Annotated in this window: 14 protein-coding genes; 4 read left to right on the forward strand and 10 right to left on the reverse strand. The window is 59.8% G+C overall.

Annotated features, from left to right (window positions below; genetic code table 11):
- Positions 1 to 282: 282 nt before the first annotated feature.
- Both A2J03_RS09445 and A2J03_RS31615 read right to left on the reverse strand, forming a co-directional pair.
- Positions 283 to 1,164, reverse strand: coding sequence for a glycosyltransferase family 2 protein (locus tag A2J03_RS09445; RefSeq protein WP_197480693.1), 882 nt, complete (start codon positions 1,162 to 1,164; stop codon positions 283 to 285).
- Between the two features lie 7 nt (positions 1,165 to 1,171).
- Positions 1,172 to 1,558 (reverse strand): hypothetical protein, encoded by a 387-nt coding sequence (locus A2J03_RS31615; RefSeq protein WP_231912461.1) that lies wholly within the window; start codon positions 1,556 to 1,558, stop codon positions 1,172 to 1,174.
- A gap of 97 nt (positions 1,559 to 1,655) precedes the next feature.
- Here A2J03_RS31615 and A2J03_RS31620 point away from each other — a divergent pair, with 97 nt between their 5' ends.
- Entirely contained in the window at positions 1,656 to 1,862 is a 207-nt protein-coding gene (locus A2J03_RS31620; protein ID WP_231912462.1) for a hypothetical protein, read from the forward strand.
- A 559-nt stretch (positions 1,863 to 2,421) separates the two neighbouring features.
- Here the strand turns inward: A2J03_RS31620 and A2J03_RS09455 are convergent.
- The 7 genes from A2J03_RS09455 to A2J03_RS09485 all read right to left on the reverse strand — a co-directional run bounded on the left by A2J03_RS09455 (position 2,422) and on the right by A2J03_RS09485 (position 10,658).
- Entirely contained in the window at positions 2,422 to 3,033 is a 612-nt protein-coding gene (locus A2J03_RS09455; RefSeq protein ID WP_068372615.1) for a CatB-related O-acetyltransferase, read from the reverse strand.
- Positions 3,030 to 4,301: an oligosaccharide flippase family protein gene (locus tag A2J03_RS09460; protein WP_068372617.1), complete on the reverse strand. Its 1,272-nt coding sequence runs from the start codon at positions 4,299 to 4,301 to the stop codon at positions 3,030 to 3,032. The genes A2J03_RS09455 and A2J03_RS09460 overlap by 4 nt, the downstream gene beginning before the upstream one ends.
- Positions 4,288 to 4,524, reverse strand: a complete 237-nt coding sequence (locus A2J03_RS09465) for a hypothetical protein (RefSeq protein ID WP_068372619.1) — start codon at positions 4,522 to 4,524, stop codon at positions 4,288 to 4,290. Before A2J03_RS09465 ends, A2J03_RS09460 begins: the two co-directional genes overlap by 14 nt.
- On the reverse strand, positions 4,521 to 5,594 hold the full coding sequence (locus tag A2J03_RS09470) for a polysaccharide pyruvyl transferase family protein (protein WP_068372620.1): 1,074 nt from the start codon (positions 5,592 to 5,594) through the stop codon (positions 4,521 to 4,523). The genes A2J03_RS09465 and A2J03_RS09470 overlap by 4 nt, the downstream gene beginning before the upstream one ends.
- Positions 5,591 to 6,607 (reverse strand): glycosyltransferase family 4 protein, encoded by a 1,017-nt coding sequence (locus A2J03_RS09475; RefSeq protein WP_068372621.1) that lies wholly within the window; start codon positions 6,605 to 6,607, stop codon positions 5,591 to 5,593. The genes A2J03_RS09470 and A2J03_RS09475 overlap by 4 nt, the downstream gene beginning before the upstream one ends.
- 8 nt (positions 6,608 to 6,615) lie before the next feature.
- Positions 6,616 to 7,671, reverse strand: a complete 1,056-nt coding sequence (locus A2J03_RS09480; RefSeq protein WP_231912463.1) for a glycosyltransferase — start codon at positions 7,669 to 7,671, stop codon at positions 6,616 to 6,618.
- Positions 7,672 to 8,792: 1,121 nt separating this feature from the next.
- The gene (locus A2J03_RS09485; protein ID WP_082897727.1) at positions 8,793 to 10,658 is read right to left on the reverse strand and encodes a DUF4012 domain-containing protein; all 1,866 of its coding nucleotides are present in this window, start codon (positions 10,656 to 10,658) and stop codon (positions 8,793 to 8,795) included.
- Between the two features lie 414 nt (positions 10,659 to 11,072).
- Here A2J03_RS09485 and A2J03_RS09490 point away from each other — a divergent pair, with 414 nt between their 5' ends.
- From A2J03_RS09490 to A2J03_RS09500, 3 genes are all read left to right on the forward strand, one after another.
- The gene (locus A2J03_RS09490; protein ID WP_082897728.1) at positions 11,073 to 11,627 is read left to right on the forward strand and encodes a hypothetical protein; all 555 of its coding nucleotides are present in this window, start codon (positions 11,073 to 11,075) and stop codon (positions 11,625 to 11,627) included.
- 250 nt (positions 11,628 to 11,877) lie between these two features.
- A complete protein-coding gene (locus tag A2J03_RS09495; protein WP_068372633.1) occupies positions 11,878 to 13,632 on the forward strand; it encodes an alpha/beta hydrolase in 1,755 nt (584 codons plus the stop codon).
- 110 nt (positions 13,633 to 13,742) lie between these two features.
- Positions 13,743 to 14,189, forward strand: a complete 447-nt coding sequence (locus tag A2J03_RS09500) for a hypothetical protein (RefSeq protein ID WP_082897729.1) — start codon at positions 13,743 to 13,745, stop codon at positions 14,187 to 14,189.
- 143 nt (positions 14,190 to 14,332) lie between these two features.
- Here the strand turns inward: A2J03_RS09500 and A2J03_RS09505 are convergent, their stop codons facing one another.
- Positions 14,333 to 14,833, reverse strand: coding sequence for a hypothetical protein (locus tag A2J03_RS09505; protein WP_156520297.1), 501 nt, complete (start codon positions 14,831 to 14,833; stop codon positions 14,333 to 14,335).
- Positions 14,834 to 15,011 lie beyond the last annotated feature (178 nt).

The following is a 15,011-nucleotide window of genomic DNA, read 5'->3' on the forward strand; positions in this document are numbered from 1 at the left end:
CTATTTGCCCACATACGAGGGCTGATCCTCAAAACCGTTTCACGGCAACGGTTGTGTGGTGGCTCTCAATTGCACCCGGGTTAAAAGGCACTCTACTCAGTTGATCGATTGATTGACTCGAACCAAAATTCGTTCCGATTAGCTACTCACGAGTCCAACAACAGGCCGAGCACGTGCATTCCGAAGATTCGGGGCGAATGGGCCGCAATACTTCCAGTAGTTGTTTCACTATGTTCCAATGCAGAATCATTGGCCGTCCTTCCGGTCGTTGACTTAGAGACGCTATGGTTGGAACGGTGCGACATCGCGCTTGAATCCCCAGCGCCAAACTTGTTCCAACCGGGCTAGACGTGCGCCCCGCGACGATGACGATGCGCCGCCAGCGATGGCCCCTAATAGCGTGACGACCGCGAGCTCGACGCGCTGAAAATAGCTTGCGAATCGTCTACAGTGGTACGCACTGAGTCGAATAGCAGCATCAGCCCGCGCTCGTTCCACCAAGTGTCCGTAGCTCGTCTGAGACGAGGCGGCGACGTGAGCGACTTCAGCTCGTCTTGCCAGAATGAGTGACACGCCCTCGGCCGCCGCCCTCCGCGACAAATCGGCGTCTTCGCCGTACAGGAAGAACCGCGGATCGAAGGGGCCCAACTGCGCGAGTAGCGCCCGATCAGCGAACAGAGCTCCACCACATACCTTCTCGACGATGAGGTCATCATCAACGGCAGCTAGGGCAGCAGCAAACCTCCTACGCTTTCGTAATCTCGAGACTGAAAAGTCCCACTGCATGTACGCGTCGGATTGCACCACACCATCTCGGTGCAGCCAGCCGCCCACCAGAGATCGCTGATGATGCGCGGCGGACTGGAGGAATTGCGCTAGCCCGTCAGGCGCGATTGCGGCGTCGGGATTCAGCATCAAGATGGAGTCAGCCACGGAGGTCCGGACACCGTAATTGACGGCGCGGCCAAAGCCCACATTGATGTCCATGCGCAAGGTCTGCATGGAAGTCGTGTCGATTGTCTCGTCCACGGGCTTATCGCTCGCGTTGTCCACCAGAATGATGGATCCTTCGACTCCGCAGGCCTTGTACGACGCATGGACCGAATCTGTGCAGAGCTGCAATAGTTCTGGATCGGAGTTGAAGCAGACGATGACGACATCCACCTTTGTATTATCCGGCACTGAGGGACTCCTTGGATGAGTATGAACGCAGACCCAGAAGGCCGATCCCGACCCCGAACAACAGCAATGTAGATCGGATGTAGAGCGCGTCGTAGAAGATCCCTGAGACGACGACGGACACGATCAGCAGGGCCCCGGCACGATTGAGCGCTGAACTGGCTTGGGCGAGTGTCCGGATGGCCAACACGACAATGACGAGTATGCCGACCAGCATTAAGATGCCGAAGTCCCACAACAAGCTCAAGAACAGATTGTCCACCGTGGAGAACCCGCGAAACCCGAGTCCACTACTGAGCGCGCCGAGTAGGCTTCGGGCGCCCGAACCGAAGACAACACATGCACCGCTGCAGGATTGGCCCCAATCTGCGAATACCATTGCGGCGTAGTTTCGGTTTTCGAGTGATGCTGACCCAGTTAGCTCATTGAAGCTGAACACTCGCTGCTCGGACAACGTCTTCCATGAGAGTGCCAATGTGAGTACGCCTGCGGCCAGAAGCAACGGTGCTGCCCAGGCCAATTGGCTGTCGATCTTGGTCCGTCTGCTGGAGCTTCTGAACATAGAACAGGCAACGGTTACGGCTACGACGACCAATGCGCACAAGATCGCCGACCGGGTGCCGGATGTGATCACCGATACCCCGGTGGACGTAACAACCAGCCATCGAATTGTTGCTCGATAGCGATTGGCAGTCGATGAAAGCATAAATGCTGCTGATCCGAGACCGACTGCGATCATGCTCGCGGGCACAGCCTGTCCGATAAGGCCACGTGACCGAAAGATGTCGCGGGAGCTGGCCGTGTAGTTCTCAACACCGAAAAGCGGACCGAACAAATGATCCTGTGCAAGGTAGTCGGCACCCATTCCCACCGCGAGGACGATCGACATCCCTACCATCACTGCCAGTGGGTTTTTGAGTGCAACTGCAAGACCTGCACCGACAGCCACTGGCGCCAGGAGGGTTAGGAAGCCGATTGGGTTAAAACTCATAAGCTGGTTCACAGAAATGATGCAGAACCCGAATGCGAGCGTCGGCCAAACTACCGTTGTCGTCCTGCGGCTGAGCAGCAATAGTGACGCAAGAACTCCGACGAGAAGACTCGCTAAGGTGAGATAGCGCCACACCTGACCGACCTGCACGAAGTCGACTGGAACGAAGAAGGTCACTGCTGCAGCGACGAACACGGTCGGCGCCAGCAGGCCTCGTCTTTCGACAATGGGCCTTGAGGTAGACAATTCAGTCATGTTGCACCGCTCTGCTTTTCCAGCCGCAGCAATGCGTTCCCGGCATCCACGGCGCACAGGTCCGAAACACGGTCTGCGACCACGTCGTCATCCCAATCCCACCATCGGAGCGACCGCAAACGGGCGATGTCCTCGTCGCCAAAGCGTCGGCGGACTACCTTCGCGGGATTGCCCGCCACGATGGAGTAGGGCTCGACGCTATGGACGACCACACTCCCTGCGGCAATGATGGCGCCGTCTCCAATGTGCACACCCGAAACGATGGTTGAACCGAATCCGATCCATACATCGTTTCCGATAACGACATCCCCTTTGCTGGAGGGGAACCCGTCGGTACCGGCGCCGTTTAGGTTCAATTTGTGGCGAATAGGGAACGTGGTCAATCGATCAGTCGGGTGATTGCCTCCGAGTAGAATGTTGACCTCAGCCGCTATCGAACTGTAGCTTCCGATGTGTAAACGCGTGGAGTCATCGCCCGAGTACAAACGCACTTGCGGGATGCCGTAACTGTGGGCGCCCATCGTGACTCGACCTGATGCGATCAGTTTGCGCAGTACTCGTCGGCGGTATCTGTTGGGATCCAATATCTTTAGTGCGTGTCCGATCATGTGAGTACCTCCCGGACGTAGCGGACGGATGAAGCGGTGAACCACAGCGAAAGCGCCATCATCGCCGACGCCCACAGCGCTATTAGGGCAGTGCCGTTGTCCGTCGCGATCCCAGTGGCGTACGCGATCGCGACGATGCCTGCGAGAGGCACGAGGTAGCGGAGTTCGAAATCGGGGCGCCCCGCACCGGCCAGGACGTTCACTGGCGCGATTGTCATGCAATTTGCGCCGTGCGCCAACGCAATAAGTGCGACAACCGCGAGCGAGGGTGCGATTCCGAGTGCGGTCTGCTGCGCCAGATATGCCACGGCGGCTGCACCGACCATGAGCGGCACCATCAGCAAGAGGACGAGCTTTTGGACCCGAGCGAGGAGGGCCGTGCCCTCGTCTTTCGTCGCCAGTCTGCTGGAGTCGGCGACCAGCCCAGCGGCCAACGCGATGAGAACAATCTTTGGGATCATCACGAACCGGGTGGCGATGTCGTAGCGGGCAAGTAGTTCAGCATCGCCGAGAAGCCCCAAAGCCCATCGATCCAGCTGGGTGATCCACAAGCCCAACATTGCAACAAACACGCGCGTCTTCATGAACAGCAGTATCATTCGGCGAACTGCTGCGCCTGCATCGGGTCCTAGTCTCATATCGTTCCTGCTCTTGCCGCCCTCCATCGCGAATCCGATGACGAGTTGCACGAACCCCGCTGCGATCGTGCCGATACCGAGCGACACCAGTCCGGTACCGGCTTCGAGTGCCGCAAGCGTCACTGCGAGCTGCACGGACCCGCCAAAGAACAACACGGCGGTGCGACGGTAGAAGTGCATTCGGCCGAGGGCGGCTGCGCCGTACACGATTCCGATGCTGCGTAACATTCCACCGACCGAAATTAGGCCAATGAGGAGTATCGCTGTTCCGTTGTCGGAGTTGAGATCCGCAGCGTTTGAGTAGGCCGGCCAGATGCCAATCGATAGCACTCCGAGCGCAATTGGTGGAACTGCCGAGAGCCCGCACAGGGTCAACGAAGTGCGGAAATCCAATTCGCCCGATCCTGCCAACTTCGTGGCAAGCGTGGGAGTGCCGAAGTCGAACACTATGAAGATGGTCGACAGCGTCGCTGCCAGTGCCCATACCGCGTAGTCGTCGACTGAGAGATAAACAGAACCGAGTATCGGAACGAAGGCCACGAAGGCGCTCGCGGCGATGGCCGGCAACCCGCCTTTGACGAGGCGCAGCGCGAGGGCGGCGGTACCTGTCTTGGTGTCAGTTGACGCCATGGTCCACCGCCGGCCCGTGGGAACGCTCCAGCAATGTGCGAACTTGCACGTCAGACTCGAACTTCTTTGTCTTGAGCAGCACGAGCTCGGACCGGTCGATGAGCGCAACACAATCTGCGTTGGCGCCCTCCGGTAGGCCGGGACTGTCGAGGTATCTGCGCTGGGCGACGGGAGAATCGGTACTGGTCGCTCCGCCGGTACCGCAGGCTGGAGCCTCTGTCACGAACTACTCCGCTGTTCAACTGGTGTGACCAGAGTGAGCAAGTCCCGGGTCAGATTCTCACGCGCTTCAGACGACCGGGCGAGTGCGACGGTCACCGTCTCCGCGTATGAGGACCGTTCGGACTCGTTGTTTAGCAGTCTGTGCACCTGCCGGAGCACTCGGGCGGGTTCGAACTTGTTGACGTTGTGGACATAGACACCCAGACCTAGGTCGTGAAAGGCGCCGAATCCCTTACGCTCGTAGGCGAGGTGGATTACGAAGTGGCCCGCTCGGATTGCCATTAGCGCGGCGTGCAGACGCACGGCAACGACGACGCGTGAGTGCACGCCCGGTTCGGACATCAGCTCCGAGCGTGGGAGCAGTCTACGTGCGCCCAGCGACGTAACTGCATGCACGTCGTCGTTGCCCCCGGTGGCGCTTTGGATGTAGCCGTCAAAGGTTCCGAGCTGGCGCGCAAGGTCCAAGACCAGCGGACCGACTTTGCCACGAACCGCGCGCACTGTCAGCACTGGGACGGGATCGACCTGGAGGCCCTTGCGCTGGATCTGACCGGCTCCCAGGATCGCCATGTCACTGGTGCGACGGACCTTCGCCGTGGCGTAGTCAGCCGAGCTGCGATCGTCTCGGACGTAGAATGCGTCAATGCGTCCGATTGCACGTGCCAAGATTCGTCTGACCACTGATGCGGCAGGTCCGACGCTCTGCGGCAGGTAGAGGGTTGGGGTGACTGTATGTGCTGCCGCGCGCAACTGGGGGCCGTGTACGAGTAACGTCTTGACCGCCTCCAGCCCGTATCCCGCTCGTAGGTAACCTCCTCCGACGCCAACGACGAGGTCGAAGTCGTCTAGCGAACGGAGTAGTCGACGGTACTCGTTGTCGTAGCCGGTCACGGATGGACTGGAGTCGACGATTCGGGCGTCGATTCCGGTGAACGTTTCTGGATGAGAAGCCGCCAGCACAAATTCGACGCTATCCCCAAGAGCCGACCTCACGAGTTGAATTGCTTCGTCGACGAGCAACCCATCCCCGGCATTGTCGGCACTATAGCAGTGGAGTAGAACAACTTTCATCTGTCAAGGACCTTCTTGTAGATGCCGAGGTGCGCTTCGACGCTGGCATCCCAGGTAAACGAGGAAGCCCACCTGCGGCCGAGTTGCACGACGCGGGTACGCCAGTGTTCGTCGGTGACGGCCTGCACAATCCCTTCGGCTATTGATTCCGGCTCGGTGGAGTTGAGGGCCATGGAGGGACCCGAAATGTCCCGCAGCGCGCCAGCACGGGTAGTGAGTACTGGAGCACCTGCGGCCATCGCTTCGAGTACCGGGAATCCAAAGCCTTCGTAGCGGCTCGGAAACACGAATAGAGTGGCGCGCTGCATCAATGCGGTTCTGTCAGAATCCGAGACGAACCCAAGATGGATGACGTCGGGACTGCCTTCGATCGCGGAGAGAGCTGTCTGGAAGTTCCAGGCAGGTTTTCCCGCAACCACCAGTGGAAGGCCGAGCGCACGCACATCAGGAGACGTGATGGCTTCGACGAGGGCCAAGATATTCTTGCGAGGTTCGATGTTGCCGACGTACAACAGGAAATCACCGGGTACCCGCTCGCGAATATTGGGAGACATCTGCTCGGAGCGGTTGAACTTCTCCCAGTCGATACCGTGCGGGATGACGTTGATGTCGTCGATGTCGCAGCCGAATACACTGGCAATGTCAGTCGCGCTCGAATTCGACACTGTGACAACGGTGTCGGTGGAGTCAATAGCGCGTCGAACACGCGTTCTCCAGACTCGCTCCTGGGTGGGTGAACGAACGCCGTCTAGCCACCGACTCGCAACTCCGTGCACGGTCACAACCGATGGCGTGCGCGTGCGTACTAGGGGACCGGTGTCAGCTACGTAGTGCAGAACACTGTCGGTGCGTTGCCGCATACCTTGGGCCGTCTCCGAGACCATCGTCGCGACGGCATTTCCGTAAAACGCCATCGACTCTACATCGACTCCACGAGTTGTGAGGCCCAGTGCAAGTTCGCGCGCGTAAGTGGTATTGCCTCCAACGTGCCGATCCAGGATCCGGCCCGGCATCGAAACTCTCACCCAGCCCTCCCGTACAGTGCGGTCAATGCAGCGGACTGGATAACTGGGGAGTGCACCAGAACGGAGTCTTCTGTCGCAGCCTGGGCTGTTCTCCGGTAATTGCTGTCGCTGAAGAAGCGATCCACCGCTTGGGCGGCTGCACGAGGACAGTCATCGGTGAGCAGGTATCCAAGGCCTTCCATGGATTGAACCCCTCTCGCAAGCACGGGAGTCCCGACAGCGGCAGCCTCTAGCACCGTAATGGGCGCTCCTTCCCACTTAGCGGAATGCAAGTAGAGGTCGGCTTCGGCGATCTGTTGCTTGACGAGATCGTTCGGCAGCCAACCGGTGACGGTAACCCCGGCCCGCTCCAGCTCATTCCTCATGTCAGCGTCGCCGTCACCTACCCACGTCCACTTGACGTCACTGTGAGCCGCACGGGCAGTCATTGCGAAGAAGGCAGGGTCTTTCTGGGCAGATATTCGTCCAGCCATCACTACTTTGAACCGTTTGTTCGAGGCTGGGGACGACGGTGCAGGGCGGGCAACGTGGGGTACAACATTCGGCAGATACACGACCTCGGTAGATTTGCCTGCCATCTTCGCGGCTGATGCTGCCTCGAACGGACTGATGGCGGCTATTGTCTGGGTGCGCTTGCTCAGAGCCGATTCAGCGAGTTTGTAGACTCCGCGCGCTAGCAGCGAGCAGTCCCGACGCAAGAACGCGTACGCATGAGGTGTGTAGATGATCTTGATATCCGGTCCGAAATCGAACATTCGCAAGAGCCCGGCAAAGCTGGAGTGTAGGTGAACAATTGGGGGGCGACTTTGCGAGATGTGCGTGCGTGCAGCGACTAAAAAACCGGGAAGAGTACCGTTGTAGCATACGGCCCGTGCTGAACAGACTTCGGCGATGTCATGTTCGGTCCGAGTGCGTACCAATACTTGATGAACGAGTCTTGGTGAATTCTCGATGTATCTCGACATGGCTGATTGGACGCCGCCGCCATAGGCTTCGGAGACATGTAGAACATCTGGAATATTGTAGTCAGCATCCGAAAACTCGTGTACCACCGTGATACTCCCGACGAAGTTTGCCTGGTTGAAGCACCTGGGAAGGCTGTAGACCCAAGCTCAACCGGGCGGATGTCATTGGATGTTGATTGGACCAATGTCGATGGCGAATTGCTGCGAATTTTCGTCATCTAGCTAAATAACACACGTTCGGCGGAATGTTGTCAATCTGAGATCGATTGAGGCAATCGGCCAGATCGGTTTCTTTATATAAACCGAATCTGTATTCATCAAACTCTGTCATTGGTGGTCTTATGCGTGTTAATCAGGAGCGACAAAGGCGTTTCGTGCATATTGAGAGGATAAATTGGTCAGAGGCGAATAAATCTTTCAGAAAACAGTCAAATCGCCCAGAATATCCCGCCCCGCCACCGGTCCGCCCGTTTTCGGCCCCGCTTTGGCAGGTGCAGGAGTCCCGCATCGGTCCATCGATTGTGCTCTTTGCGCGGCGACAACCACAGCAGAAGGCAAGGCCGTAGTACCGACGTGCCGCCACCCCTCGGAGAGAGACGGTGGCCGCTCGTCGGACCCAAATGCCGGGGAGGGCGCTGGGGAAGGAAAGGGATGTGTCGGGGATGACGTGTCGATCAGGGACGGAGCCTTCATCTGGATGGACAAGGGGACGCAGTCTGATGGGTGTCCTGGTCTCACAGCTGCGATTGTGGACGCCGCAGGCGCGGCTGAGGTCGGATCCAACGCAGGAACCCTAAGTGAAGAGCAGTCAGTCGTTGCGCTTCCTGCCAGGCGCGAGACTGGATCGCGTGCACGCGGAATTTCAGGGCCAATTCGAGCTCAATGGATTCGCGCCATACGCCGATAGAGAAACCGTCTCTATCGGGTCGCAGTACGTCGGCGTCGACAGCTAGATAGTGGTTCCGGCCACTGACACGCTGGCCCGAACACGATGGTGGCTTGATGGAACGTGTCGGGGAACCTTCGACCGGGGAATCCGCACGAGAACGTCACCGGATATGTACGTCCTGGTCGCGTAGCTCAGGCCAACCGGCAACCTGGGTATCGGTGCTTAGTCCCCGTGCTCCCGTTTGCGAACGCGGACCTCCATCGACGACCCGGGCAGGTGGCGGTTGCTCAACCCTGCAGGAAGGAGCGAAGAGCGCTCGCTAGCAGGAAGGAATCTCGATGACCGCCTCGGCGTCTTCTGTCTGTGGCTGAATCGGTGCTTGCGCCTGTCCCGGTGCGACTGGCTCCTCGAACTCGTACTCGATGACGTTCGTCTGACCGGGCTCGGTGACGACCGGAACATAGTAGATCGGGTGACCGCGTTCCAAGCCGCCGCCGAGAAGGAACAGCGACGTGCCGTTCAGTGTCGCCTTCTTCAGCACTGCTCCCTGCGTCGCGTACAGCGAGACTACAGATCGATTGGTTCCAGGTGGTCCGTCGTACCGGGTGGAGTCGTTTTGCCGGCCAGCAATATAGACCGGATAGTCCTGTGCCGGAGCATTGTTGGTGATTGAGGCAGTGACCTTAGTTGGCCGCGTCGTGCCCTCGCACGAGCCTCCGGTGTACGTGACCGAACGCTCGAGGTAGTAGTCGAGCTTTCCGCCTGCACCGTTGTTGACGACGACCGCCGCGTACGGGGCTGGCGAATCGGGGACCTCGTGGCCGATCTTCGTCGGACCGATGATCCGCTGAATCTCCGGGTCGGCACTCCATACGGCAAGGTGCCCTTCGCTTGCTGCCTTTCCGATGGCGTCGAGTAGTGCAGACGGTGATGCGATGCCACCTTGCATCTTCAGAACGACTGCCGCGGCTATGTCCTGCAGGTACTGCTTTCGCGCGGCTTGATCGGTTGGGAACCGAAAGTAGGCATCCGACTGAGTAATTCGAACGACATTGTCTGCATTGATGACTTCACCGTCGGCAAGCTGGACTGGCCCGACGACCTCGAGGATGTAACTCAACGCGACCGGATCCGTGGCGATCGCGCCATCGATGACCTGCCCGGTTTCTTGCCGCCACATCGATTGCCAGATCTGCCCCGCGTAGGGGAAGTGAGGGCTCAGATTGCTGTTCTGCCAGTTCGACGTTGCCTGGAACCGTTGTTCGTAGGCGTTGTAGAAGTCAGGGCCGAGATCAATAGGGTCGTAGTTCCTCGAGAATTCTTTGTTGCTCGCCAGATCGTCGACTTGGACCCGGCCGTCGGCCGCGGACAGAATGGCGAATCCTCCGATCAGACCGCCGGTCCCACGCGACTCTGCGTTGGTCTGGAACGCCATGAAGTAGCTGCGCGGACCGTCGGCACCGATCATCGACGGCAAGACTTGAGCGGCGATCCTCGTGTTGGACAGTAGGCCGGCGAGGTCGGTCACCTGCTCTTGCAGTTGCACACGCGCGTCACCGATCTGGTCGATCGACGTGGACTCAGGGATGGCGTCGGCCTGGACTTTCAGCTCATCGGCGGAGTCGGCAATCTGAATGAGAACCGGCGCTGCGTCGCGCAACGCCTGAACATCGAGCCGGCCATCGGCGGAGCGAAGCTGGCTGGGGTCGAGAACGGGACCCAATTGCACCGCGGGTTCCAACACGTTCTTTGCGAGACCGTCGACCACGTCAATGATCTGTGTAACCGAGTCGAGTGGGTTGCCCAAGAACGGAACAGCCGCTGCAAGACGCCAAATGGGTGAATCGGAGGCTTGCTTCGCGCTTGCCGATGCCTCGACTGCTTCTGCGGCTTGCTTCACGGCATCGTCCGGTTTTCCTGAAGTCACGGACGCCCGTGCTGCCGATGCAGAGTTCTTTGCAATGTTCAGATCTGAGTACGCCGTCTTTGCTGTGTAGCCGAGCCATCCAAGCAGCGCCGCCACGACAACGATGCCGATTCCGCACCCGATCAGAATCCGACGGCGAAGGGGATGGCGCCGCTGACGTGCGGAGCTGCGGCGCCTGCGCCGTTCGCGGTTGCGGCGACTCGATGTGTCGGTCCAGCCGCCGTAAGCGTCGTAGCTGGACGGTCTGCCATTGCTCATGAGTCGAAACGGTCCCTTCGTCGAGCGTCAGACTATAAGAGTGCGCGGACGTTGACATCTCGGACATGTCACATGGAAAGAACGGTGACGGCGTAGTCACGCAAAACGGCGAAGTGCGCTGTGACATCACCCAATAACCAGCGATAGACCGGTTGTCGGAGTCGACTGAGGGCCCTGACCAGTTGTGAGTTCTGGGGCGCTGATCCAAGTCCCCCTGTTAACCTGACTCACGCGCCGGGGAGGGCGCTGGGGGAGGAGAAGGACATATGGGGGGCGACTGTGTAGTTCGTGGTCACTGTTGCCTGTCGGATCAGCACGGATACGCACTGTGATGGGCGTCCTGATCTCGAATGACCAGCACCAGATCCTAGCGACGGCCGCGGTGACTGCTCGCAGGGGACGAGGTAAAAGAAGATGATCGCGTCGTACCGCCTGGCAGTTGCTGCCATCTCGGCGGCTGTAGTGCTGGCGAGCGTGGTCTCCTGCTCGTCGAACGGAGGTAGAAACGTGAACGAGTCCTTGACGTCCGACGACGCGCGAGATCGGACAACGGAGTATTTCGAACAATCATTGGCCGCACTGCCACCCGGTGCGAGACTGGACCGAGTTCACCCCGACCTTCCGAGCAGCGGCGTCGGATTCGGCGGGTTCAAGCCCTGCTACGACAGCAACACGATCACCGACGGGCCACAGTACTTCGGCGCAAGCTACTGGGTAGTGGACGGCGGTGACGGGCGGGCAGGGTTGAAGGCCCTGATGGCGCGATGGAACGAGTGGGGCTGGACAGTAGAAGACGCGACGGTCGACGGCGGAAACTCCGCGCGTGGAGCGTCATCCGAGGACTACCGTCTGACGGTGAAGATCAGCACCAACGGATTTCTGAGCCTCAGTGGGTCGTCACCGTGCTTCCCGTTCGAGAACGGCGCCGATCTGGATGCGCAAGCCCCCGGGACTATCGAGCAGCCATAACGGCCGGTGCTGTCACTGGCACGAGCCGTCCAAGCTGAACGGCGGGCACGACAGCTCTTTGCGGATACGGGTGGAGTAATAACTTTTATCCTCACCGCGAGGGATGTGCTCGCGCTTCAAATCCCTCTCCGATCACACGATGCCGCTGCTATTCTGACCCACGCGCCGGGGAGGGCGCAGGGGGAGGAGAAGGACGTATGGGGGATAGCGGGCACAGCTGTCCGATGGATCAACACGGACGCGCGCTCTGATGGGCGTGCTCGTCTCGCAGCTGCGTTCGTGGGCGCCGAAGGCGCTGGTCGATGTCTCGACTGCCGTCGGATCCATCAACGCTGATTTCGACGCCCGACTGACTCAGATGGAACGCAGCACCGACGAAGCCTTGTCGGATTGGGAAGGCGACGCGGCTGCCGCTGCGTTGGCTCGCTCCCTGTCCGACCGGATTGCCGGGACTCACATCGTGACAGCTGTAGCCGCTGTTTCCGAAGCATTCGGGCAGGCCGCCAGCCAACTTGTTGCTGTGCGAGATCCAGCCCTGAGAATCGTCGATTCTGCGATCGCAGAGGGCTTTTCCGTCGACGATTCCGGCAAAGTGACCGCCCCGTCCAGTTCCACCGGTGATGTCGTGATCGACATGCTCATGCAGTCGAGCTTCGATGAGAAGGCCAGAACCTTCCAAGCCGGCCTCGTCCCTCTACTCGAGTCTGCAGCGGAAGTCGATCGCGCGTGCGCCGCACGCCTGGCCGACGCCGTGGCCGATCTCGCCGACATCACCACTGCGTCGCCTGCTGCATCCTCGTATTCGCCCGAGGTCCGAGCAATCCTCGACGGGAATGCACTCCTGCCTGAGGATCCGGTGGCGCTCGCAGCGTTCTGGGACGAGCTGTCACCGGCCGAGAAAGACGGACTTGCTGCCTGGGATCCCACCATCGGCAATCGTGATGGACTGCCCGCATTCGACAAGTCCCGCTACAACGAAGAACTGCTGGAGACGTTGTCCGCCAACGCAGATGCGAATCTCGATGCAATCGTGGCCCGCCACCCCGACTGGATGAGGGGAGAGAACCTCCCTCCGACCGAGGGAATCGTCAGCGACGAGGACAGTGATAGGCAGCGCGAATTGGACCGATGGCTCGACGAGAGGGCCGCAGCCGAAGAAGCCGCCTTCGGATACCACGAGGTTCGCACACAGCTCGACAACGACGGCGTGCCCCGCTATCTGATGAATATCGATGGCGAGGGCCGAGGTGCCATCGCCCTCAACAACCCCGACAGCGCAGGCCACGTCGCCACGTATGTTCCCGGGACGAGCTCGGGGTTGCCGTCCCTCGGAGGCGATATGATCCGAGCCGAGAATCTGCTGGCCGAAGCCTCGTTCGACAACGATTCGCCCACTTCGATCGTCACATGGGTCGGTTACAACGCCCCACCCGAAGTTCACAATGCCGGATCCTCCGAGTACGCCGCAGCAGGCGCACCAAGGCTGGACAGTTTCCAGGACGGGCTGCGGGCAGCGCACGAGGGCGCACCGTCGGTCAATACCGTGATCGGACACAGCTACGGCAGCACTGTCATCGGGCACGCGATGAGCGGCGGCAATTCACTCGACGCCGACAGCGTCATCTTCGTCGGAAGCCCGGGCGTCGGAAACGGTATCGACGGGGTGGAAGACCTCAGACTCGACAACGTAGACCCGTCGTCGAATCACGAACGCATCTTCGCAACGGCGGCGGCGACGGACCCGGTGACCTGGATCGGCGGAGCGGCCGACAGTTTGTCCGAAACAGCTTCGGTGATAGGCCTTCCCGGTGACATCAGCCTGATACACGGATCCGACCCGACCAACTCGTCGTTCGGAGCGACCGTCTTCGAGAGCGACCCAGGCCCGAGCATCGATATCGGCGGCATGGACTTCGGGGTCTCGCCGTCCACTCACAGTGACTACTTCGTCATCAACAATCCGGGACTGCAAGAAATGGGCAGAATCATTGCAGGCACGAGGTAGACGATGACACTCTTGTATCGCCGGGTCTTGGTAACCCTGTCGACGCTGTGGTCCTGTCGACTGCAGTAGTTGCGTGCTCGACCAGCGGAGGTAGGAGCCTCAACTAATCCTTGACGTCCGACTCGTCGATGAAGCAGACGATCGAGTACCTCCAACTATCTGTTTCCGCGCTTCCCGCCGGTGCCAGATTGGTCCGCGTGCACCCGGAACTGCAGGCGGACCTGGCATTTGGCGGGTTCGGGCCCTGCTATGACAGCAACACGATCACCGAGGGGCCGGAATATTTCGGCGCAAGCTACTGGGTCGTCGATGGCGGTGACGGGCTAGCAGGTGTGAATGCCCTGGTGGCGCGATGGAACGAATGGGGCTGGACAGTAGAAGATGCGACGGTCGACGGCGGAAACTCAGCGCGTGGAACGTCATCCGACGACTACCTTCTGATAGCGAGGATCAGCAGCAATGGATTTCTGAGTCTGGGTGGGTCGTCACCGTGCTTCCCGTTCGAGAACGGCACCGATCTGGACGCGCAGGCTCCCGGGGTGATCGAGCAGCCCTGATGGCCGGTTCTAAGAACGCAATCGGCATAGCGTGGCTGCCCGGTCGCTTGCCTGTTGGTGACACGATGTTCCATGCCTGCGCTGTGTGTCGCGTGCAACGGCGGTTTGCGAAGTACGAATGGAAAGTCTGGCCGCCCAGCCATTTAGGGGTGATAGACAGGTGGCAACGAATCGTCAGGACGATGACGCCACAGTGAAAGAACTGTGAGGATCACTGGAATCAGGAAGACGGCGTAGGGAGCTGCGACAACCCACTCCTCGCCAGCCGTCAACTCGGGACTCCAGCTGGTCGGGTCGCGCGGGGCAGGCGGATCGATCGTGTTGAGGATTGGATTGGACAACTCCAGCAGGCAGAACAGTGCAGTCAACGATAATCCTGCGGTGGCATACCGACGACCTCGGCGGAACGTCGTCGGAGACTGAAGGTGCGCGACGCTGTTCCCCGCGAACATCGCGGCCGGGATCAAGAGGATCAACCCGACCGCGGTGTCGATATTCCAGGTCACCACGACGTTGCCGATGGTTTCCCACCAGAGCCCTAGTGCAGCGGCGGCCAGTGACAGGCACCACCACAGCAACGGGAGCAGAACCACGACGGTCACTCCCAGCGTGAGTCGTGTCGCTGGCGCCGTGGAGTTCGTCATGAATGCCATCCTTCCTTTCGCGGTCATGGAGGCGGTGGTGCTAGTTCGAGAACGTGTGCATCAGAATCCGGTTGCGTCTGCGAATTCTCGAGGTCATCACTACAGCTGTCACGATCATTCCGGCGCCAACCACGAGCGCGATACTGGACCAAAGGTCGACTTCGTACACCTCGTATGC

It is taken from the genome of Rhodococcus sp. EPR-157 (genome assembly GCF_001647195.1).
Taxonomy (GTDB): Bacteria; Actinomycetota; Actinomycetes; order Mycobacteriales; family Mycobacteriaceae; genus Rhodococcoides.

What these genes read in the sequence shown, in the direction of transcription:
- A2J03_RS09495 (WP_068372633.1), top strand. Translation starts at nt 11,878, where the DNA reads ATGGGCGTGCTCGTCTCGCAGCTGCGTTCGTGGGCGCCGAAGGCGCTG.
- A2J03_RS09475 (WP_068372621.1), bottom strand. Translation starts at nt 6,607, where the DNA reads ATGCCGGGCCGGATCCTGGATCGGCACGTTGGAGGCAATACCACTTAC.
- A2J03_RS09485 (WP_082897727.1), bottom strand. Translation starts at nt 10,658, where the DNA reads ATGAGCAATGGCAGACCGTCCAGCTACGACGCTTACGGCGGCTGGACC.
- A2J03_RS09490 (WP_082897728.1), top strand. Translation starts at nt 11,073, where the DNA reads ATGATCGCGTCGTACCGCCTGGCAGTTGCTGCCATCTCGGCGGCTGTA.
- A2J03_RS31615 (WP_231912461.1), bottom strand. Translation starts at nt 1,558, where the DNA reads ATGGTATTCGCAGATTGGGGCCAATCCTGCAGCGGTGCATGTGTTGTC.
- A2J03_RS09455 (WP_068372615.1), bottom strand. Translation starts at nt 3,033, where the DNA reads ATGATCGGACACGCACTAAAGATATTGGATCCCAACAGATACCGCCGA.
- A2J03_RS09505 (WP_156520297.1), bottom strand. Translation starts at nt 14,833, where the DNA reads ATGACGAACTCCACGGCGCCAGCGACACGACTCACGCTGGGAGTGACC.
- A2J03_RS09460 (WP_068372617.1), bottom strand. Translation starts at nt 4,301, where the DNA reads ATGGCGTCAACTGACACCAAGACAGGTACCGCCGCCCTCGCGCTGCGC.
- A2J03_RS09470 (WP_068372620.1), bottom strand. Translation starts at nt 5,594, where the DNA reads ATGAAAGTTGTTCTACTCCACTGCTATAGTGCCGACAATGCCGGGGAT.